We start from the raw sequence: 21,349 nt of genomic DNA, 5'->3' as shown, positions 1-21,349 counted from the left end.
GACTTGATGTTGCCATCACAATAATAATTCATTGACTGGGCAACTATCAGAACCACTATTTACACAAAACGCAAACGAGAAAAAAATACTTTTATCTTCTTCGACAGCCTTATAAATGGCATCAAACTTATGGTAAATGTGCCCAATTTTAGCCTGTTCTTGAAGCGGCTTTTCTGAAAACCCTTCACGGGAAGTAATTATGGTGAAAGTCATGTCTTGATTCTTGGCATATTCTAAAGTCAGCCAGGAAACAAGTCTTTGTTCGGATGGAGATAAGCCTTTATACCATGTTGCATAGAGTCTGAATAATTTTTCTTTTTTGTTGGACTGATCATCTTCATCCTCTTCATCCTCTTCATCATCATCTCCATCAATCCCTAAAAAATCTGTGATTTCATTTATCGTTTCCCCAGTGCGATTAATTTCCTCAATTCCATCATTTATGCTGTCTATAATATCGTCAATTTCCTCCAGGGGAAGTGCTAAGGCTGGACTTTGACTAAACGTAACTGAACAAATAAGACCAAAAGATATAAAGCTTAATAAATCGAATTTACTAAACATCATTTCTTGCTTCATGACAATCCCGAAAATAAAACAGGATAAAAATTTGCCAATTTTTAAGGATATATATCCTCCTAATCTAGTTTAATTTAAAAATACCCCTCAAGCTTGGGTATAATTACTTAGGGATTAGGTGACTCGTGATTGTCAGCGGGTAGATACCTGATTATATTGACAAAAGAAGCTTTTGCTCTTCGGCATCGAGTCCCTCAATTAGTTCGCGATCGCAATATATAATGAGTTGTCCAGATATTATTGTTATCGGTAGTGGTATCGGCGGTCTAAGCTGCGCCGCAATGCTTTCCCGCTATGGCGTTGATGTCACAGTTTGTGAAAGCCACTCGATTCCTGGTGGGGCTGCACACAGTTTTGTCCGCAATGGTTATACCTTTGATTCGGGTCCCTCGCTATACTCTGGCTTATCCTACAGTCCTTCCCCGAACCCCCTGCGTCAAGTTCTGGATGCGATTGGTGAGGAACTCCCCTGTCTGACTTACGATACCTGGGGATGCTGTTTACCAGAGGGGGATTTTGACACCTCGGTGGGGGCGTCACAATTTGCTGAGGTACTCGCCAAGCTGCGCGGGAATCAGGCGGTAGCGGAATGGCGTTCATTACAACAGGTAATGCAACCTTTGGGAAAAGCTGCGATCGCAATTCCTCCGGCGGCGGTACGCTGGGATTTGGGGGTAGCGTTGACGGTGGGACGATTTGCGCCATCAATGTGGCAACATGGGCTAAATGTCATGAAACTGACGGGACCCTTTAGCCAGATTATGGATGATGTGGTGTTTGACCCCTTCTTACGCAACTGGTTAAATCTCCTCTGTTTCCTCCTATCTGGACTTCCGGCGAATGGAACCAGCGCCGCAGAGATGGCGTTTATGTTTGCGGATTGGTATCAACCGGATGTTGTCTTAGATTATCCCGTGGGGGGAAGTGGCGCACTCGTGGAAGCCTTGGTACGGAGACTGAAAAAACACGGGGGTCAACTGAGGCTAAATGCTCATATTGAGCAAGTTTTAGTGGAGAATAATCGGGCGGTTGGTGTGCGATTACGCGGGGGTAAGGAAATCCGGGCGCGTCAGGGAGTGGTGTCCAATGCCTCGGTTTGGGATACGCTGAAACTGATACCTGATGATGCAGTTCCTAGAGAATTTCGCCAGTCTCGACAAGCTACACCCACTTGTGAGAGTTTCATGCATCTGCATCTGGGGATTGACGCCCAAGGATTGCGTTCAGATTTAGCCTGTCACCATATTGTGGTCAACGATTGGGATAAAGGGGTGACGGCGCCGCAAAATGTGGTGTTGATCTCAATTCCTTCGATTCTTGACCCTTCCCTCGCGCCACCGGGAAAGCATACGATTCATGTTTATACGCCGGGGAATGAACCTTACAAACTTTGGCAGGGACTTGATCGCCGTAGTGAAGACTATTTACAGCAAAAGCAGGTGCGATCGCAAGTGATGTGGCAAGCCTTGGAAAGAATTATACCCGACGTGCGATCGCGGTGTGATTTAACCTTAGTGGGTACACCGTTAACCCATGAACGGTTTTTGCGACGGTATCGGGGTTCCTATGGACCAGCGATTCAGGCGGGGGCGGGTTTCTTTCCCGGAGTGGGTACACCTCTACCCGGATTATACTGCTGTGGCGATTCCACGTTTCCTGGAATTGGACTACCCGCAGTTGCAGCGAGTGGGATGATTGCAGCGAATACCCTTGCACCTGTACAGAAGCATTTAGATATGCTGAGGGAGATTGGTTGTATTAGATGATAGTTGGTGGTTCATTCTTCATTCGGTTGATAACAATTAGCATTATGGCTCTTTACATTATTTAAATGTCTGGGATACAAGGGAAATTGGGCAAAACCCGTCATAATCTGACTTTTCGCGTTATGTGGCGCAACGTTAGTTTTAAGTGTGTAGGGGCGGGTTTCACAACTATCTTTTTGGTTGCACCCAGATGTGACTAAACCCGCCCCTAATCAGGTCTCTAGACTTGCCGTGAAAAGTTAGGTCATAATCAGTGAATTAGCGATCGCGGATTACCGCTTTTCTATTTGTGCGATCGCCTCTTCTGGTGATGCATCTCCCTGAATCACAGCCTTGATTCCCGGTAGATATTGATCCATCATTGTCACGTTGGTGTCAACTAAGCGCTTCATTTGAGGAAATGTGAGTGTTGACCCTTCAACGTCAATGCTGGTTTTGTAGGCAACTTCTCCTTCAGCAAAGTCTAACTCAAAATTGCCGATAATCATGCCATAATTGGCTCTAGCGATGAATTCTCCTAACGCTCGACGCTTGGATTTGGGGACTGTAACTGGGCAAATTGAGTAAAAGACGAATTGCTGTTCGTTTTCTCTCGCTCTAGCGTAGCAAGTAAATTGACCATTTTTACCCTGGAATCCCATTTGTAATACAGGTTGTCCTTTTATTTGGTAAAAAGACCAGTCGTCCTGTTTGAAGAAATTGACCATTTCCGCAAAAATCTGGATTCTGGATGGTTCAGGTTTGGCGATAGTGCTGGGTACTTGCTTTTCTATGGCATCCAGACTAACATCAGCTAATTCATCGAAGAAATTGGTTATGCCCTCAAGCAACTCAGAAGTGGTTTGCTGTGTCACTTCCGATAGATTCGCCTCCGTCCAATCTTTGAAGAAGTTGGTAATTGCTTCTGCAATTTCTTCGCTTGAACCTGAAGTCGTGGCTTGAGCAAGGGCGGCTGGACTAATATAATCCCAGAGGGTACGGTAGCCTATCTCGCCTGATTCCTGTTGCTGTTTGATGGACAGCGCGAACCAATTCTCAGTAGAGAGTAATGGGTGATTGGGTTGTTCTTGGCTGAGATTCAGGATATAGGTTGCAGCTTCATTGATGTTTATGGTCTTTCTTGCTAGGCGAGACAGTAAGTCGGGTTTTAAAATGGTTTCGATTTGGATGTCGGGTTCGGGTAGAAATTCTCCAGCCGAGAGGGGGTTTCGCACTTCTGGCTTGAGATTGAATAGTGCTTCTGTGTCGATGCGCTGGTAGAGTTGGGGGTTAACTTGGAAGGTGAGACGACATTCAATAAGTTCGTCGTCTTGTTTGGTTAGGGCTAGGGTGAAGGAGTGAAGGGTTAGAGGCGATTTTGAGGAGTCACTTAAGGTCAACTCGATATCAATTTTATCCGATTCAATCTTTTCATCCATGTATAGTCATTATATTCAAATTCTTAATTGGGCAACAGTAGATTTGATACATGGCGCTGCATTATAAGGGAGCATCCCGATTTTGCAAATAGCCAAAAAAATCAACGGAAAAATGAGGTGTTTAGAGAAAGCTAGCAATGTTTTTGCACATTTTGGATGCTCCCCATTATAATTTCCTATTAGGGTTCATCACTGATTTCGTGAAACCGCTCTATTAGTAATGAATAATCTCGACTGGGAAAGATCTCAGGCAAGACTTTAAGCATTTCCATTATGTATCGCTTTTTATAGAAGGATGTATCTATATAGGCGGCTTTATCACAGAAAATATATTGCCAATAGTACATTCCTTTTGTCAAAAATAAGACATCAAAATATTGTTCTATTGACAAGTTCATTTTAAACAATTGCAAATCATCGAGTAGCCAAATATCTGGAAGATTTTTGTTTTCTTCGGGGATCAATACGGTAGATGTAGTCCAGCTTTTTTCAGGCTGGGTGTCGAAATAATGGGCTTTTCTCATCAATGTCTTCGTGTCTTCATCAATGTCTTCGTTCGTAACATCTACCCGATCATTTAGAGTCAGCACGTTAATAATGTTTTGCAGACAGAATTCCCCTATTAGTTCAGGATCTTCACTGTCTCTAACTTTCCAATGCAGATAAAGTTTTGCTGGAAATGACACCAGTTCTTTCATATTCTCTGGGATTTTATATTCATATCGTTTATTGAACAACTCAAAAGTACGATTTCTTACTGATTCACTATGATTTGGGAAATTCGTTTCTCTATGAATTATTTCGACACAATTATTTTGGTTGAATTCATCCAATAATTCTCTAAACTTTTGAATTAATTTTTTTTCCATCATAATTAATAATAAATCTATACTAGAATTTCATTTTTTTATTATTTAAAGCATTAATAACATTTTGTAAGTTTACCTCAAATGGATTTCCCGGTTTTTGTTTTAGCTCGTTATTCCAATAATCTTCCATTCTAATTTCAACATCTATTATGCTAGAGAAATCTCCATTCTTGTTCCGTTCTTTTACGAGTTCCCTAGCAAAAGTAGTTGAACAACCACAAGCCTCTGCAATATTAGGCTCTCCACTATTATTAATAGATATAACACTGGATTTGGAGAAATCAGGCAAAGGTATACTAATGTCTTCAGAAATCCTTGGTTTTGTATCTTTTTGCCACTGATTCTGACCATAAAAGTACAAACCAGCACGCATACTAACACTTTTAACAAAATCCGCTGAACCATAATTTATACTAGAACCTGTGCTAGCCGGATAAAATGAATTAACTTGTGTTCTTATCCATATAACATTGGGTTTTTGTGTTTTTTCATCTTTGTTTTCAACAAGATTTTTAGCATTAGTTTCAAAACTTTTTACTTGACTACCCGTATTAATATATCCGGGAGCAGGAATAAGGTTTTCATCGTTGCCTTTGCCTCCAACGGCAGCACTGATCATATGCATTCGTACCCACTTGCTGTCCTCTGTAAGTTTATTTATCCGTAGAATTTTAAATCCGTTTGGAGAAGCAGATGAACTTGGCGCCGTTCCTCCTGTACTTGTTTGTGTCGATAGTTTTTCTACTTGAGCAAATTTATTAGCACCTCCTCCAAAACTCCAATCAGCTTGAGCTGGTAATTCAACATCCTCGGAGGTTGAGTCACCTAACTGAATTAATAAAACACTCAACTGTTCCAATTTTTGTGTTATTACCTCTGCATCTTTAGGTTCCACTTTTGAGCGGGTAATTTTTTCCAAACTTTGATGAATTTCTCTGGCACTGTTTATCTTTGTTAATTGATCTGCATTATTTTGATATAACTGCTCTTGTTCATCTAAATATTTTTCCAACTCCGTAGGATCAGATGCTATCATTAGCTCGGCTGATTTGCCTTGTTCTTTGAAGAAAATTGTGTGTGATTCTCCAGCTTTATTATTAAATCTTTTTTCCTGTTCCCACCATTTTATTACATTATCTTCCTCACCGAACAAATCACATAGCTGCTTGAGTACATCAGCCAGAGTCTCTTCCGCCGCCTCAGTCTGATTATCTGCCTGTTCCGCCTCATTAATAGCCTTCTCATCCGCTGAGTTTTGCTTCGCCTCCTCCATTTCTTTAGCCGTCTTCTGGGCTTTCTGCTCCGTTGTACCCAGATGCTGACCGGCAGTACCAAGCAACGATTGAGCCTGTGGGCGCTTCTCTTCTGGCAGAGATTCCAGCTTTCCTTGCCACTCATTGAGCTTCGCCTCAACTGAAGTAGGTGTACTGGCAACCATGACAGTGGTTGAGGTTCCCTGAGTTTTTATCCACAGACGATGACTTTCATCTCCACCACTGAAGTTAACGGTTTTACCAACTTCACTATCCTCAAGCTGTTCACCCTCATTTTCATCTTGGTTCTCACCCTCTTTCTTACCCTTACCCTTGCCCTTACCAAATCCAAGTTTCTTACCAATCTTCTTGGCAAACTTCACCGCCTGAGAAATCAGCCAATCAATTGCCTTATCAATCGGCTCTTTCACCTTCTGAATGATTTCTTGAATCTTCTTACTAATGCCACCTAAGCCCAATAGACTCGCCATAAAGCTAATCACCACGGGTAGCGCCTTAGACAAAGCATTTTCCATCAACTTCGCGGCTCCACCCAGCGCCCCATTTGCAATAGCTGTCACCGACTCCATTACCGCGTTCACCAATTCGACAATCTGGCTACCGCGCTCAATGAAGAACATGATGATGTCGTAAATCATCTTACAGGCTTTGGCAAACGCCGAGGCTGGATTCAACAGGCTAATCACCCACAGCACACCCTGCTTAATCACACTCTCAATCACAAAATTCTGGATGGTATCAATTACCATCACTTTCAGGTCACCAATCTTATCCTGAATGAACTGCCACAGACCCGCTAATCCCTCATTCTTCAAGATAACGAAGACTTCAAAGGTCTTTTCTAACCCATTGAACACCTTCTCTCCGTTCTTACCCAGAGCCTTGATTGTCCGTGACTTAATTGAGTCATAGGCTAACCCTAGCACCTGCATCACTAACGTAAAGATGCCTTTGAGGTCAAAGCTTTCTGGCATTTGAATGCCTGCCTTTGCCATCGTACCCGTCAGCCAACCCAACAACCCTTTCTTGAGATGCTCCCAGATATTGCCGACAAAGTTTTGGAATCCTTGCTTAATTCCAGAAACTAAATTCCCTAAGAATTGAATCGGGTCGAGAATAATTTTCTCCACGGCACCAGCGGCTTTTGCCAAAACACCCATCAGCATATCTTTCAGTTGCATGATGGTCTGAACGGTTCCCACGATGGCGTCTTTAGCCTTGTCTTTTAGACCCTTGTTTGCTTCTTTGCGCTTCTCGATTTCGGCATCAAGCTCTTGCAGGTTCTCACTGTATTTTTGTGCCAGGGAGTCAATTAACTCATCCTGCTTGTTATTAACACTCTCCTCTAACTGATCAAATTTACCTTGAATGTTCTGTGCGGCTTCCTGTCCGACTTTCCGGAGATTTTCCGGCAAACCCTCAACGTGTTCCTGAATTTTCTGCTTGCCTTCAGCAATTTTCTGTTTAGCCTCATTCAGTTTTTGGGCAACAAAATTAGCAATGTCGGTCAGTGTGCCATCCATTGAATCGAGATACATTTGCCGCCCATCAACAAAGAATTGATTAACCTCTGGTGGCAACCCATGCCAACTATCACTAACTCGCTCATCCCATCCAGTTACGTCGTACCATTCACCATAGCGCTCATCTTCCCACGCCTCCATTTTCTGGTCAACGTAATTCTCAAATATCTGCTTGGCAGTTGCAGCACCTCCATCAAACTTCTTGGTTACTTCGTCATCGATGTTACTAAGAACGTCTTCAACATTTTTCTTCGTATCTTGGTAGATACCATTAATATGGTTAGCAATTTTAGTCCGTTCTTGAGTATCCTTGCCCTGAGTTTCACTCTGAGCGCCCATCACCTGATTCAACAGTTGTGAACGCTGACCATGCATTCCCTGGAGCTGGGTTTGGCTCGTCGTTTGTGCTTCCGCTTCAGCCTTATTAATCGTGGCTTTTTCATCCCGACCATAGGTTTGTGGGGCTTCTTTAGCGTGGGTTTGTGCTTCTTTCTTCGCACTTAGCGCTTCCACAAACTGTGGTTCATTTGATTTTTCCAGTGTCTCTTCCGGGACTTTCGCCTTGGCTAACTCGTCATCCAATTCTTGACTATTTGCCTCAAACGGTGCGGATACTTCAGCATCAGGTTTCGGTTTAGGTGCAGCTTTCTCGGCATTGATATCAGTTGGTGCATCTCCCGCTTCTGGCGGCTGCATTGGCGTGACAGGTTTGGGTTCAACACCACTGGTGTCAGGGGCAGCTTTGGTTTTCTCCTCAATCGGACCCGCCGCTTTTTTTTCCTCGTCAGTTACTTGTGAGGAGACATCCTGCCTCACAGAATCAAGCTGATTACTCTCCTTGAATTTTTTGGCGTCTTCTTCGTTATCGGGAATAATTGCGCCAATTTTTTCCATCAGCTTTGCCTTGAAAGCCTTCGCATTAAAGGCTCCCGGCTGCTGCTGGTTCATTTCCCCAACTTGTTTATCTTGCGCCTTACTTTCTACTTCATTGCCAGGGGGTTCAGCGCCGTCTTGGGCTTCTTTAGATTCAGCCTCGGCGGGGTCATGCTGTTTTTCTTTGCCAGCTACTCCCTTTGCCTTATCTACCACTCCTTTAAATGCGGGGTCTTCTTCTGGGGAACTGGGGGATTTTGCGCCACCGCCGCCTGGGGTAGCTGATGCCCCACCTGCTCCAGCCGCTTGTTGGTTTCCGCCTTGTGTTGCAGGGGCTTTATCTGCCTCTTCTGGAATGGCTGGTGCTGCTGCACCCCCACCTTCATTGGCTACCTGGGGAGTGGCTGGCGCTGGTGCGGGAGTGGGTTGTGCTGGTTGGGGTTTATTCTCTTTTACTGTTTGTTCTTGGGGATTTTCTCGGCGTTGGATTTTCAGTTGTGCCGGAAAACCGGATACCAGGCGTTCTTTTGTCTGTAACTTATTTCCCTTTGTCGCAACTTGGCTATCAGTTTTCGCCTGAACTTTATTGCCATTTTGCTGAACAACATGAGTTAATTCATGCGCCAATAATTCCTGTCCTGGCTGATTATCGGGTTGATATTCTCCCTGTTTAAAGAAGATATCTGTACCTGTGGTAAATGCCTTAGCCTGGATTGACTCATTCAGTTTGTTCGACTTACTATCGGTGTGAACCTGAACTTGACTAAAATCCGCCCCGAACGCCTGCTCCATTGGCTGGCGTATTTTATTGGAAATTGGCTGTCCCCTACCTCGTTTCTGTTGAATCTCTTGCTCTAGATTCGGTGCAGCCTCAGCTTCACTGGCATCCGATGATTGTGGTGTAGCTTTCTTCTGAACCGTTTCTGTATTTGTTTGAGTTTGATTTAATATAGGATTGACTGGCTTAACAGGCGACTGAATCCGCTGCGGCTGTACGAATTCGCCAGTTTTAAAAGCATTGAGTTGATTTAATTTGGGGTGAGAGGCGGGTTGAATTTGCTGAGAAGAGGAATTTGTGAACTTGCCCAGATTTACCTGTCTCTGAATCGAGGATGACGGTGTACCTGGAACGTTTACCGGAATTTCGAGTAAATTGTGATAGTCTTCTGATTTTTCTGTCTCTTGATCAGGTGTGTCTGGTGTGTCAGATTGGCGTTGAACGGTTGGAGGTTCACTCGATGATATCTCATCTTCTTCAGCATCTGGTATTTCCTGGCGCTGGATAGTATCATCTGATGCTGAACCATCGGAGGCGGCTGCTAAAGAAATCTCGTCGCGCTCGTTCGTCTCTTCTTGCTCTTGCTCATCTAACGCATCTGCTTGAATGTCTACAGCATCGGCGGCTGGCGTTGTGGGCTGATTCGCCACCTCACCAGATTTTGACGGACTTGGATTGGCGACGGCTGTAGGATTTGGAGCTTGAATCGGAATGTTGTGGGAGTTATAACCTAACTGGGAGATTTGATCAGCTTGCTGTTTGAGCTGTAGTTTTTCCTGTTGCGATAAAGGTGGTGGTAAGGGTTTGACACGACGCCTCTGTATCTTGAAGGGATTCGGCACAGGTGTCGAATTGGGCTTAGAGAAGCCTTTTTTCCAGAGGTGTTCGTGAGAAGACATTGCCGACTGCCCCAACGCTAGCGGTGATTCTGCTTCAGAATTCCCTTATTCTATCCGCTTATGGCTGAAAATTAACACAATTGTGATCAAATTTATGCTGTCAACTGAATAAGTTTTGTTAAACTGACTTGAATTAGTACACATACATTTAAATTAGGAATGGGTAGCGAGCAATGGGAATGGGTAGCGAGCAAGATGCTCGCACTACTACCGCGTTCGGTTACAGCATGGCGAGAATCCGGTTGTTCGTGCAATCGCGTATTCTAGATTTACCGCGTTCGGTTACAGCAGGGCGAGAATCCGGTTGTTCGGTGCGATCGCATGATTGCTCCGGTTATCTGTTCGGTCGAATGTTAAGATAGATGTCCGAGATCCTACAAGATTAGCATCGAGCAGTTCCCTATTATGTCCCCTGAGCAGTCCCCACCCGATCGCCAAAACACTCTCGAAGAAATTCGTGCTACCCGTTTGGAAAAAGTCCAACAGCTTAAAGCGTTGGGAATTGAGCCGTATGCGTATCACTGGCAGTCTACTCACCACGCGGCTGAACTGCAAGAGAAATTCGCGGATCTGGGGAATGGTGAAGAGGTTGATTTTGAAGTCGCGATCGCAGGTCGTATTTTAGCCCGTCGTGTCTTCGGCAAGTTAGCCTTCTTCAATCTTCAAGACGAAACCGGAACGATTCAACTCTATCTGGACAAAAAGCGGATTACCGCAACTATGACGGATCTGCCGAATCCGTTCACCCCTCTCAAGCAACTCACGGATATTGGCGACATTTTAGGCGTCAAGGGGACAATTAAGCGCACGGATAAAGGGGAACTCTCCGTCTATGTCAGTGAATATGCTATCCTGACCAAATCCCTCTTACCCTTACCCGATAAGTGGCATGGTCTCACCGATACCGAAAAGCGCTATCGTCAGCGTTATGTGGACTTAATGGTGAATCCCACGGTTCGGGAAACCTTCCGCCGCCGTGCTAAAATTACCGCCGCCATTCGCCGCTATTTAGAGGATCGCGACTTTATCGAAATTGAAACCCCTGTTTTTAGTACAGAAGCCGGAGGTGCAGAAGCCCGCCCCTTTATCACGTATCACAATACTCTAGAGATGGAGTTGTATCTGCGAATAGCCACAGAACTCCACTTGAAACGGTTAATTGTTGGCGGATTTGAAAAGGTATTTGAGTTGGGGCGAATTTTCCGGAACGAGGGAATTTCCACGCGCCACAATCCGGAGTTTACTTCAATTGAGGTGTACCAGGCTTACGCCGACTACAACGATATGATGACGTTGACGGAAAATTTAATTACCACCGTCACTCAAGAGAGTTTGGGCAGCTTAGAAATTACCTATCAAGGTGAAACGATTAACTTTACACCGCCTTGGCGTCGCGTCACGATGCATGAGTTGGTGCAGGAAGTGACGGGTTTAGATTTTAATCAATTTCAGACATTCGATGAAGCAAAAGTTGCGGCTAAAAAGGTGGGGATTGAAGGGGTAGACGACTGTCCATCATTGGGGAAACTCCTCAATGAATGCTTCGAGCAAAAATGTGAAGAAACCCTGATTCAGCCAACATTTATTGTTGATTTCCCGATTGAAATTTCTCCTCTGGCTAAACCCCATCGTTCTAAGCCGGGATTAGTGGAACGCTTTGAGTTATTTATTGCTGGGCGAGAAACGGCGAATAGCTTTTCTGAATTAACTGATCCGATGGATCAACGGGAACGCTTAGAAGCACAAGCTGCACGGAAAGCCGCTGGAGACTTGGAAGCCCAAGGGGTTGATGAAGACTTTCTGGCGGCGTTGGAGTACGGAATGCCACCAACCGGGGGATTAGGAATTGGTATTGACCGCTTGGTGATGTTATTAACGGATTCGGCGAGTATTCGGGACGTGATTGCGTTTCCGTTGCTCAAAAGTAGCAGCCGCGATGGTTCCCCTGCAGCCTGAGTGATATCATGTCCGGTGGAATAACTTATGAAGAGATGGATTGTCTTCAAAACTGAATCAGCTTCATCGAAGGGGTGGAAGGAACGCAAATTGCAACCTGCTGGACACTTAACCCGGATGCTGGCTGAGTATTTAGATTGTTCTGATAAGGCATTGCCAGAACCAGGCGATCGCCCGCGTGAGTTTGCCCGCTTTGAAGAGTCGGTTGATCCAAACTTCCCGGATGCTAGCACTCATGTTCGTTGGTCTGACTGGGAAGTGAGTCGGGTTGAGCGGTTCAAGTCGGTTGAGTCGGCTGAGTATGACGAGATTGTTGTGTGCTATTGCCGTTATTCACCGATTGAGCCGGAGTGGAAGGAGTTAGCCAAGATTGGCGTTTTGCAAGAGGGTAAACTTTAACTCTTTGCTATTTAACTGCTCATTGGTGAGTGCGATCGCTGTTTGGTTGTGCCAACGGTATCTGAAACCCAGTGCCGCAATGCTCTGCTAAAGTTGGGTTATAGCCTACCGAACTAGATGCTCCGAAGGGGGCGATCATGACTGTAACGACTAAGAAGCTAACCTTTGAAGAGTATCTGACCTACTCAGACGGGACTGATACCCGCTATGAGTTGGTGAACGGGGAATTAGTAGCAATGAGTATTGGCACCGGGCAACATGGAGAAATCATTGACTTTCTCTATCGGCAAATCGATGCTGAGATCGGGCGTAGCGGACGCGACTGGATTGTTAGACCCGTGGCGATTGGTGTGCGATCGCCTCGTGCTGGCAAGTGGGATACCTCTCGCATTCCCGATTTGACTATTATTCCTAGCCAGCAGTGGCGCGAATTAAGAACCCGCGAGGCTGTTATTGAACTCAACGAACCTCCTCCGATTTTAGTGATAGAAGTCGTTAGCGAATCGACAAAGACCGCCGATTATCGGGCTAAGCGGGTTGAGTACAACGTTTTAAATATTCCAGAATACTGGGTAGTTGACCCGCTGACATCAAAGGTGACGATTTTTACCCTGGTTGAGGAACTGTATGAAGGTATGGAGTTCGTTGGTGCTGAGCAGATTGTTTCAGGCACTTTCCCAGAGTTGAATCTGACAAGTGAGCAGATTATTTGGGCTGGAGCAATTCCTAGCGCTGAAGAAAACTAATGAAAGTTACACAATAGCTCTGCTCACTCAGACTTGTTATTCTAGGCTTCAGTAGGGTTTCAAAACCAATGCCATGACATCAGGAGTAATTTATCCTCATATAGAGAAAGCGGAAGGTCAACCCGCACGGTTACAGCGGATACCGCGTGTGCGTGTTGCTCAGATTGTCATGGATTATTTGGCTTATGGGTGGTCAGTGGAAGAAATGTGCCGACAGCATCCTTATCTGACACTATCAGAAGCTCATGCAGCGATGGTATATTACTTCGATCGCCAAGATGAGATTGATAGTGAGATTCGCATGGAATGGGAGCAAGCACAACAGGCAAAATCTCAAGCATCACCTTCTCCTTTCTTTGTGCGGATGAAGGCAAGAGGGTTATTGTAAGTGGCGATCGCACTCTACATGGATGTTCATGTACCTCAAGCTATTACGGATCAATTGCGTCGTCGTGGTGTAGACGTTCTTACAGCAATTGAAGACGGTTCAGCCGAGTTAGCTGATGAGGCGCTTTTGGAACACGCTAGTTCACTCGGTCGAGTTTTGTTCACTCAGGATATTCGCTTTAAAGCACTAGCTGAAGATTGGCAGCGTCAGGAACGACCTTTTACGGGTTTGATATTTGGACATCAGTTAGGGGGTACGATTGGGCAATTTGTCAAAGATTTGGAACTTATTGCTCTCGCTTCAGAACCTGATGAATGGCTTAATGTTGTTGAGTATCTGCCTTTTTAAGGCGATCGCTCTTTGGTCGTGCCAACGCATCGGAAAGTAAGTTCCACAATGCTCTACTGAAGCTGGGTTACAGCTTGCCGAAATAGATGCGGCAGAAAGGGGAGGGTTCGCCCCTGTGTCGATCAGCTCTTACATCTTTTTTCGGTTTGAAGCTATTGACGCCTAATCTCTTCTTGCTCTTGCTGGTGTTTTTTCCAGGCAGTCCAAGCTTGCACCACAGCCGCTAAGCTGTTATGCATTTAAACTGTGATAAGAGCATTACCCTTATTTTTCAGTTTACGTCCCCAGTTAACAACTAGCTTGTCTTCATTTAAAAGTTGATTTAACAAAGATTCTAACTCTTCAATGGATTCAAAAAGCCGATTGGCAATATATTCTTTCGTTGAATGCCAGACTAATTCAATTAAGTTATAATCTGGACTATATTCGGGTAAATATTCAAGATAAACATTGGGCATTTCAGCTTCAATTTTATTAATATACTCTTCTTTTTTGTGAAAGCTAGCGTTGTCTAAAATAATACAGCAGTTTGCTCTGCTATGCGGTACATTGTCGATCCCCCTAAATCCCCCTTAAAAAGGGGGACTTTGATTTACTGTACTTTATTACAGCGCAAAGCGCTGTAACAAGCTTGGCTCCCTTTGCGGCAAAGTCTTCTTTTTTATTTCCCGCTTCTACCCATTCATTAATTGCTTCTTCATAAAAGCTCTTTAAAACTTTATAAAAGTTGTCTGAATTGCTTGTATCTAAAAATTCGACAAATCTCTTCTTATCTGAATTGCGCATACATCCCATGACATTGACTCTTCCCTTTCTTCGATCTCCTCTAACTCGTTTTCGCTTCCCTTTTTTACACCAATCTTTTCTTCTAATTAAGCTGTTCGGCATTTAAATTGGGATGCCTAAAACCCTGAAAGGCAACAGGGAAAAGGCAAAGGATAACAAAAAATACACAATTTAAATGCGTTTTAGCTTACCCTTAAACTAAATCCACTTTCATCCCAAAACCATATCTGGAGACGTTCTGGGTTCTATTTTTCTATTTTTATATATGCCTCTATTTTTTCTTTAAATGCTTCTCTTTTTTGGGAGTTTCTCTTCGCCTATAAGCTATATTTTGTCCAAAGGTAAACGTACTTTTTTCTCTCTAATATCCTCCGAACCTGTGAACCACTTAACTGAATTCCTGTTTTTTCCGCTAAATACTTGGCCAATCTTTGAGTTGTCCATCGACCAAATTCATATCCGAACTCTTCGGGACTTTTTTCGATTGTTTCCAGTAAAATATCAATATATTTATCTGTGACTTTTTGATGGTTTCCTGACATTCTTCTATCTCTGAGACTTTCCAAGTTATCTGGGTCTCCATGAACGCACCAATAGCACACTTTGTTTTTTGAGCAACCAATAAACTCTGCGATTTCTTTTTGTGTTTTGCCATCATTCAGCAATAGAAGTATTAGAATTCTTTCTCTAATATCTGCATTGCCCTCTGTTTTCAGAGTAATTTGTAGTTTTTCTTTTTGCTCCGGTTTTAGGTAATTCTTGGCTGTCATATTTTTTCGTTTTTCGGATTTCCTATTTTAATTATACCTTATTTAAATGCCGAACAGCTTATATGTAGTGAGAAGTTCCGTACCCGAAGAAACACTGAATGCCGAAGATACTGTCAAAGCCTATAAAAGTTTATCCAAAGTTGAGCAAGCCTTCCGCAGCTACAAAACCATTGATTTAAAGGTACGCCCTATCTATCATCGTAACAGCGATAGAGTGAAAGCTCATGTTTTCTTATGTATGTTGGCGTACTATGTAGAATGGCATATGCGCCGATGTTTAGCCCCGATTCTTTTCGATGAAGATGATTGGGATAATGCCCTTGATTTACGCCAAGGAATTGTTACTCATTCGATGAAGAGCAACTCGGCTTCTGCCAAAGCCCAAAAGAAGCGGACTGCCGATAACTTACCTGTGCATAGCTTTCAAACATTGTTAGCTGATTTAGGGACAATTGTTAACAATCGAATTCAGTCTAATATCCCAGGTGTTCATTTCGATTTTGACCAGGTAACCGAACCGACTCCTGTACAAAGAAAGGCTTTGGATTTATTGGGCGTCAGCCTGATATGTACCCAGTGAAGTCAAGAGTTAAATCGCCCTAAGCCAGGATATACATACAGTGTAGCGATTTGTCAAAGGGGAACTTCAGCTTAGGAATTAAGCCTTTGTACTACACTTTGGTGGATTCTCAACTCATCACCAACCTAAGGCTGGTTAATGCGGCGGCTTCCCCTCTCTTAAAAAACAGGTTGCAATACCTCCACCTGCTTCAACTCCAAGCCTTGCTCAAATATCTGATCAATCGGTAACATTTGATCCTCATCTGTCATAAACTTATGGTCTTTTGTCGCCCGAATCGTAGCACCATCCTCTAACACATATTCAAACACCTCTTGCTCACCGCGATTATGCCATTGGGCAATCGGTTGGGTGTAGACATAGCCATGCTCATCCACACTATAAACCGTACACTCAATCTGCTTTTCTACAATTTCCCCAATTGCCACAGCACCATATTCAACCGTAAGAATGGGTGTATCATAACTCAAGCAATATTCAGCAAATAGGATCATCTGCTCGAATAATTCTTCCGCAATTCGTTTTGCTACACCATTTTTTGCCGCCCCATCGATAAAAATTCCTCGATGTTTCTCCATTTCTGCCACTTTCTTTTTACCCATACAGTTATGAGCAATAAAGTCATTGGCAATAAAGTTATGAGTTTGGCAAATACTTAAGTCGAAAACCTCCTCTTGACCAACATATTCAATCGAGACAATTTCATCCCAGAATACATCAGACTCTGCAATTGCCATCAGTGCTTTATCCTGCAAAGCCGTGGCAAAATTCTGGGATTGACGATTAGCATGGAACTGATGATCGACTGGTGCAGTCGTCCCAAAAAGTTGTTCTGCACAATGATTAAAATCAGCAATCAGTTCAGGGTCACTATTACAGAAATAGCTACAGGAAGGACTCTTTGTCGAAAGATGACCATCACCTATTAAATAAGCAGTTAGCTTAATTTGAGCATCTGATATATCACTCTCTGTAGCCAGTGACAATATCTTAGTTAAGCCAATCCGACTACCAACCTTAAACTGCTCCAGAGGCTGCCATCCTAATAGTGAATAGAAACGATGATCCGCTGTCGCTCTAATTTTACGATTGGTTTTCGTGGTAATTTCCCAAACATCTCGCACCCCGTTTGGATAAATTTCGCTAATCGGTTGCTGAGTAATCTTTTGAGTCACCGTATCCAGAGACAAAACTTCTCGTCCCAACCAATACTCAGGTTTGGACGCAATTTCTTTTAGAGACACTAAATGCCCCGTTTCTGCATCAATAATCTCCGTTGAACCACTCAGACAGCGGCGTAGCAAATCCGCTTGACCCAGGGAATACCCCGCCAAATCCTGAGCCATTTTCATGATCTGCTCTTGATAACAAAGCGTACCATACGTTTCTTTTAAAATAGGCTCTAATAGCGGATGTTGATATTCAACCTTTTCTTTCCCATGTTTCCGATTAATAAACTTGGGAATCAGACCTGCATCCAAAGGTCCTGGACGATACAATGCCAAAATCGAAGAAATATCTTCGATACTCGACGGTTTCAACTCCCGCACCACCTGGCGCATCCCCGACGATTCTAGTTGAAAAATTCCCTCTAACTCGCCTTTCTCTAAAACCGTATAGGTCTGTTTTATGTCATCAGGTATTTTCTTGATTACCCCTTTTGCCACAATCTCAAACGCCTTACGTTCATCTAGGGGTAACTGATCCAGATCTAACGTTATATTTTGATGTTGGCGAATCAATTCCGCCGTTTTCTGAATCGTGGTTAAATTTTTCAGACCTAGAAAATCCATTTTTAAGAGTCCAAGGGATTCTAAGTCCTCCATAAAATACTGAGTAATCACCGCCCCCTCATTATTCACCTGCAAGGGAACAATTTCATCTAAGGGTTCGGAGGAAATCACTACCCCCGCCGCGTGAACGCCAAAGGTTTTATTCGTCCCCTCAATCCGGATTGCCATATCCAGCCAGCGCTGGACTTCGGGGTTATTTAAGTAAGCATCTCTAAACTCTGGTGTAGGCGTTTTCTCAGAAATCATTACCTTTAATTTAGTGGGTTTTCCCCGTGAAACCGGAATCATTTTTGCCATCCGATCTGATTCCCCATAGGGAATATTCAAAACCCTGGCGACATCTTTTAATACCGCCTTTGATGTCATCCGGTTAAATGTAATAATTTGTGCCACCCGATCTGCCCCATATTTGTGGGTGACATATTCAATGACCTCATCCCGGCGTTCAATACAGAAATCTGTATCAATATCAGGCATAGATTTCCGTTCCGGATTGAGAAAGCGCTCAAATAAAAGCCCATGATGCACCGGATCAATATTGGTAATTTTCAGAGAATAGGCAACTAAGGAACCCGCCGCAGAACCCCGTCCTGGACCGACAGGAATCTTCTGATCTCTGGCATATTTAATATAATCCCACACGACTAAAAAGTAGGTGGAAAATCCCATCTGCTGCATCATTTTCAGCTCATATTCCAGCCGTTCTTTATAGACGAGATCGATGTCACTGCGAGAACGACATCCCATGCGCTCCAATAATCCATCCCAAGTAACTTCTTCTAAGTAACTATCAGCACTGTGACCTTTGGGAACAGGATAATTGGGGATGCGTGGTTCCCCCATAATGTCATAACGTTTTACCTTATCCGCGACTTCTAATGTATTCGCGATCGCCTCTTGGATCACCTCATCGGGCAAATGATCCCGAAATAGCTGTGCCATCTCCTCGGCGGACTTGAGATACTCGGTTCCGGAGTAGCGCATCCGCTTCTCTTCTGAAATTAATTTCCCGATTTGAATGCAGAGTAAGGCGTCGTGGGCTTCGACATCGTAACAGGAGATAAAATGAGAATCATTGGTGGCAACCAGTTTAATTTCTAATTCACGGGCAATTTTCACAATTTCTACGTTAACAATCCGGTCTTCAATTGACCCATGATCTTGAATTTCTAGATAATAATCGTCCCCAAAAACCTCTTTATACCATTGGGCAAGCTCTCGTGCCTTTTGCACGTCACCCTTGAGAATCGCTTGGGGGACTTCTCCGCCCAAACAACCACTGGTGACGATTAATCCATCACGGTATTGTTGGAGGAATTCTTTATTAATACAAGGACGCTGAAAAATTCCTGTTCCTTGGATTCCTTTCAGATGAGAAATTGTCGTCAGTTTAACTAAATTTTTATAGCCTTGGGTATTTTTAGCCAAGACAACTTGATGGTATTTGCGCTGTTTCTTCTTCGTCTTATCTTGAATATCCCCATTAATCACATACATCTCATTGCCGATAATCGGCTTAATCCCTTTCCCCCGACAGACTTTAATCAACTCGATCGCGCCATACATTACCCCATGATCCGTCAGTGCGATCGCGGGCATTCCTAATTCCACCGCCCGATCCACTAATTGCGGTAGCTGGGATGCGCCATCAAGTAAGCTGTAGTCACTGTGAATATGTAGACCGACGAAGGACATAGAACAAAGAGAGATAAGGATTCTGTTAAGGGGCGCGATCGCTCACCTTCATGGTAAGCTGACAGGTCTAATGGTATTCCTGATGCATCCAGATTGACCCTGGCTACCCCACATATAAGGATACATCATTCAACTACACCCTATATGTAGTCACACCGCCCTGAGGGGGTGACAAGGGACTTGAGGGTACTACTGGGTGTCGGGTTTAGGGTGTCGGGTGTCGGGTTTAGGGTGTCGGGTGTCGGGTGTCGGGTGTCGGGTGTCGGGTGTCGGGAAAAATTGACGCTTCGACTCCGCGAGGGCGTCAACACCTCGACTCCGCTCGGTGTTGAACTTTACTCAGGGAGTAACCAAAAACTCTATTGTTTATTCGTTGGCTCGCCTGGAGAGCGCTTGCGCCTTACCCTATCTCCTCATTATGGGCTTTTGTGTTGCTCTAAGATTTTCCCCACACCCCATACCCCACACCCCATACCCTGCCTACCTTTGACGCGAGTTTGTCACCCCTTCAGCACACCGCCCGTAGGGGCTTGGTTACCAAGCCCCTACGGTTTAGGCGATCGCACTCGATAGATCTTGCCAGCGCTGATGCCACAATTGCTGCATCTTTTGCATAATCTCAGGTAAATCCTGAAACTCCTGACTTTGTTGATTGATTTCCCCGACTAATCCCTGAAGTCGGTTAAAATCTCGGCAACAGTAGAGTACCCGTTTCCAAGCCCCATACCAATCCTGTCCGGCTTGCTGATGGGCGCGAATGGGTTTCAGGCGTTCGTCCTCGTTTCTGAGATATTCAGCCTGTTTTGCCCACGCCTGACGCCAGGGTTGCACGGCTTCCGGTTGCTCATGCTGATCATACCAGTCACGTTCACGACGGAAGATTTCCCCTAATTCATCCAACTGGGAACGCGAGGTACAGCGCCCAATTGCCGCTAATCCCGCCTCAATCCACAGGGGCAAGTTGCGATAACTAACAAAGATAGCACGGGATTCCACCAGCTTGACCCAGATTTGGTGTTGCCAACATTCGACGCGATCGATTTGCTGGAAGGGAATGTTAAGAAATGTAGCGACTTGATGGCGTACTTCGTCGAGAGAAAATTGGCGAGGATCAATTACCCCAGCCGTGATTAAGTTCCGAGACATGGTAAATCACTCCTGATTTGGGTATTCGCGGTAGCGTTGGCTTGATTTAGGAGAGTTGATACTAGATTTGTGGCAATCTCGGCTTTTTTGCCGGAAAAACGCCAAAATCCTCAACCCTAAAATCAATTGACCCAAAATCTTAGCCACCCCGCACAAGTTGCTTTATGAAGTCGGAGTGGCTAGAGGAGTGTTACTATTTCTTCTAGCCTCCAGACTGGAGACATCAGTTTGGGGGTTAGCTGCTCAGAGCTGCGGGAACAGCTTTGAGTAGCGCTAAGAGTTTTTGGTTTAATTTGGATTATCTTAGCACATTGAAGGATAGATACTCCAGCGTCAAGGCTTTGTTACAAAAGTTTATTAGGCAGTCGTATTTTCATCCAAACTTGCTGAATTCGGTGTTGATACTTTTCGCTTAACTGAATCAGAACTAGCGGAAGATTTAGCTAATTAAAACAATATTACTATTCGTAACTTTGCAATTGCCTAGACAACAAATTATAAATGCTGGCAAGGTTTTAAGCTGTGTCTATCTACTTCTCGACATTTCCCCCTCATCCCCTAACCCCTTCTCCCTCCGTGGGGAGAAGGGGAACCGGATCTCTTGCCCCCCTCTCCCCGGCGTGGGAGAGGGGCTGGGGGCTCACAAGGGTAGGTTTTTTACATTGACGGTATAATGGAGGTAAGACTTGGAAGACCTGGAGGGAAAGTGGACAAGGAAGAAGACCAAAAAACCATCAAAACTCATGAAGATCTAATTATTTAT

14 protein-coding genes and 2 pseudogenes are annotated in these 21,349 nt (G+C 44.2%); 9 read left to right on the top strand and 7 right to left on the bottom strand.

The window, feature by feature from the left end; translation table 11 throughout:
* Positions 1 to 15 precede the first annotated feature (15 nt).
* The gene (locus RIG66_RS23635) at positions 16 to 579 is read right to left on the bottom strand and encodes a hypothetical protein (protein ID WP_446381145.1); all 564 of its coding nucleotides are present in this window, start codon (positions 577 to 579) and stop codon (positions 16 to 18) included.
* 221 nt (positions 580 to 800) lie between these two features.
* Here RIG66_RS23635 and RIG66_RS23630 point away from each other — a divergent pair, with 221 nt between their 5' ends.
* Entirely contained in the window at positions 801 to 2,345 is a 1,545-nt protein-coding gene (locus RIG66_RS23630) for a phytoene desaturase family protein (RefSeq protein ID WP_446381144.1), read from the top strand.
* Positions 2,346 to 2,617: 272 nt separating this feature from the next.
* Here the strand turns inward: RIG66_RS23630 and RIG66_RS23625 are convergent, their stop codons facing one another.
* The 3 genes from RIG66_RS23625 to RIG66_RS23615 form a co-directional block, all read right to left on the bottom strand.
* A complete protein-coding gene (locus RIG66_RS23625; protein WP_446381143.1) occupies positions 2,618 to 3,763 on the bottom strand; it encodes a YbjN domain-containing protein in 1,146 nt (381 codons plus the stop codon).
* A 179-nt stretch (positions 3,764 to 3,942) separates the two neighbouring features.
* Positions 3,943 to 4,635, bottom strand: coding sequence for a hypothetical protein (locus RIG66_RS23620; protein ID WP_446381142.1), 693 nt, complete (start codon positions 4,633 to 4,635; stop codon positions 3,943 to 3,945).
* 19 nt (positions 4,636 to 4,654) lie between these two features.
* Positions 4,655 to 9,979, bottom strand: coding sequence for an eCIS core domain-containing protein (locus tag RIG66_RS23615; protein ID WP_446381141.1), 5,325 nt, complete (start codon positions 9,977 to 9,979; stop codon positions 4,655 to 4,657).
* Between the two features lie 179 nt (positions 9,980 to 10,158).
* Between RIG66_RS23615 and RIG66_RS23610 the strand changes: the two genes are divergently transcribed.
* From RIG66_RS23610 to RIG66_RS23585, 6 genes are all read left to right on the top strand, one after another.
* Positions 10,159 to 10,341 (top strand): hypothetical protein, encoded by a 183-nt coding sequence (locus RIG66_RS23610; protein WP_446381140.1) that lies wholly within the window; start codon positions 10,159 to 10,161, stop codon positions 10,339 to 10,341.
* A 43-nt stretch (positions 10,342 to 10,384) separates the two neighbouring features.
* On the top strand, positions 10,385 to 11,935 hold the full coding sequence (lysS, locus tag RIG66_RS23605; protein WP_446381139.1) for a lysine--tRNA ligase: 1,551 nt from the start codon (positions 10,385 to 10,387) through the stop codon (positions 11,933 to 11,935).
* A 27-nt stretch (positions 11,936 to 11,962) separates the two neighbouring features.
* Positions 11,963 to 12,334, top strand: coding sequence for a hypothetical protein (locus tag RIG66_RS23600; protein ID WP_446381138.1), 372 nt, complete (start codon positions 11,963 to 11,965; stop codon positions 12,332 to 12,334).
* Positions 12,335 to 12,471: 137 nt separating this feature from the next.
* Complete coding sequence (locus RIG66_RS23595) at positions 12,472 to 13,080, top strand: Uma2 family endonuclease (protein WP_446381137.1); 609 nt, start codon at positions 12,472 to 12,474, stop codon at positions 13,078 to 13,080.
* A gap of 73 nt (positions 13,081 to 13,153) precedes the next feature.
* Positions 13,154 to 13,468 (top strand): DUF433 domain-containing protein, encoded by a 315-nt coding sequence (locus RIG66_RS23590; RefSeq protein WP_446339833.1) that lies wholly within the window; start codon positions 13,154 to 13,156, stop codon positions 13,466 to 13,468.
* Positions 13,469 to 13,816, top strand: coding sequence for a DUF5615 family PIN-like protein (locus RIG66_RS23585; RefSeq protein ID WP_446339835.1), 348 nt, complete (start codon positions 13,469 to 13,471; stop codon positions 13,814 to 13,816).
* A 239-nt stretch (positions 13,817 to 14,055) separates the two neighbouring features.
* Here the strand turns inward: RIG66_RS23585 and RIG66_RS23580 are convergent.
* Positions 14,056 to 15,372, bottom strand: a pseudogene (locus RIG66_RS23580) (IS630 family transposase).
* Positions 15,373 to 15,424: 52 nt separating this feature from the next.
* Here RIG66_RS23580 and RIG66_RS23575 point away from each other — a divergent pair.
* Positions 15,425 to 15,952: pseudogene (locus tag RIG66_RS23575) on the top strand (IS1634 family transposase); the annotation flags it as partial.
* Positions 15,953 to 16,110: 158 nt separating this feature from the next.
* On the opposite strand, the gene dnaE reads toward RIG66_RS23575, so the two are convergent.
* Positions 16,111 to 19,440: a DNA polymerase III subunit alpha gene (gene dnaE / locus RIG66_RS23570; RefSeq protein WP_446381136.1), complete on the bottom strand. Its 3,330-nt coding sequence runs from the start codon at positions 19,438 to 19,440 to the stop codon at positions 16,111 to 16,113.
* Positions 19,441 to 19,620: 180 nt separating this feature from the next.
* Between dnaE and RIG66_RS23565 the strand changes: the two genes are divergently transcribed.
* Positions 19,621 to 20,013, top strand: coding sequence for a hypothetical protein (locus tag RIG66_RS23565; protein WP_446381135.1), 393 nt, complete (start codon positions 19,621 to 19,623; stop codon positions 20,011 to 20,013).
* On the opposite strand, the gene RIG66_RS23560 is transcribed toward RIG66_RS23565, so the two are convergent.
* Positions 19,993 to 20,586 carry a hypothetical protein gene (locus tag RIG66_RS23560; protein ID WP_446381134.1) on the bottom strand — a complete coding sequence of 198 codons (594 nt, stop codon included), beginning with the start codon at positions 20,584 to 20,586 and terminating at the stop codon, positions 19,993 to 19,995. The two genes, RIG66_RS23565 and RIG66_RS23560, sit on opposite strands and share 21 nt — an antisense overlap.
* Positions 20,587 to 21,349 lie beyond the last annotated feature (763 nt).

The sequence above is a fragment of the Coleofasciculus sp. E2-BRE-01 genome, assembly GCF_040221695.1.
GTDB lineage: Bacteria > Cyanobacteriota > Cyanobacteriia > Cyanobacteriales > Coleofasciculaceae > Coleofasciculus.
This window is presented reverse-complemented; position numbering and strand designations above follow the sequence as displayed.

Bases quoted from the DNA above. Each gene is read 5' to 3' on its own strand.
- RIG66_RS23595 (WP_446381137.1), top strand. From the start codon at position 12,472: ATGACTGTAACGACTAAGAAGCTAACCTTTGAAGAGTATCTGACCTAC.
- RIG66_RS23630 (WP_446381144.1), top strand. From the start codon at position 801: ATGAGTTGTCCAGATATTATTGTTATCGGTAGTGGTATCGGCGGTCTA.
- dnaE (WP_446381136.1), bottom strand. From the start codon at position 19,440: ATGTCCTTCGTCGGTCTACATATTCACAGTGACTACAGCTTACTTGAT.
- RIG66_RS23590 (WP_446339833.1), top strand. From the start codon at position 13,154: ATGACATCAGGAGTAATTTATCCTCATATAGAGAAAGCGGAAGGTCAA.
- RIG66_RS23620 (WP_446381142.1), bottom strand. From the start codon at position 4,635: ATGATGGAAAAAAAATTAATTCAAAAGTTTAGAGAATTATTGGATGAA.
- RIG66_RS23615 (WP_446381141.1), bottom strand. From the start codon at position 9,979: ATGTCTTCTCACGAACACCTCTGGAAAAAAGGCTTCTCTAAGCCCAAT.
- RIG66_RS23625 (WP_446381143.1), bottom strand. From the start codon at position 3,763: ATGGATGAAAAGATTGAATCGGATAAAATTGATATCGAGTTGACCTTA.
- RIG66_RS23635 (WP_446381145.1), bottom strand. From the start codon at position 579: ATGAAGCAAGAAATGATGTTTAGTAAATTCGATTTATTAAGCTTTATA.
- RIG66_RS23610 (WP_446381140.1), top strand. From the start codon at position 10,159: ATGGGTAGCGAGCAAGATGCTCGCACTACTACCGCGTTCGGTTACAGC.
- lysS (WP_446381139.1), top strand. From the start codon at position 10,385: ATGTCCCCTGAGCAGTCCCCACCCGATCGCCAAAACACTCTCGAAGAA.
- RIG66_RS23560 (WP_446381134.1), bottom strand. From the start codon at position 20,586: ATGTCTCGGAACTTAATCACGGCTGGGGTAATTGATCCTCGCCAATTT.
- RIG66_RS23600 (WP_446381138.1), top strand. From the start codon at position 11,963: ATGAAGAGATGGATTGTCTTCAAAACTGAATCAGCTTCATCGAAGGGG.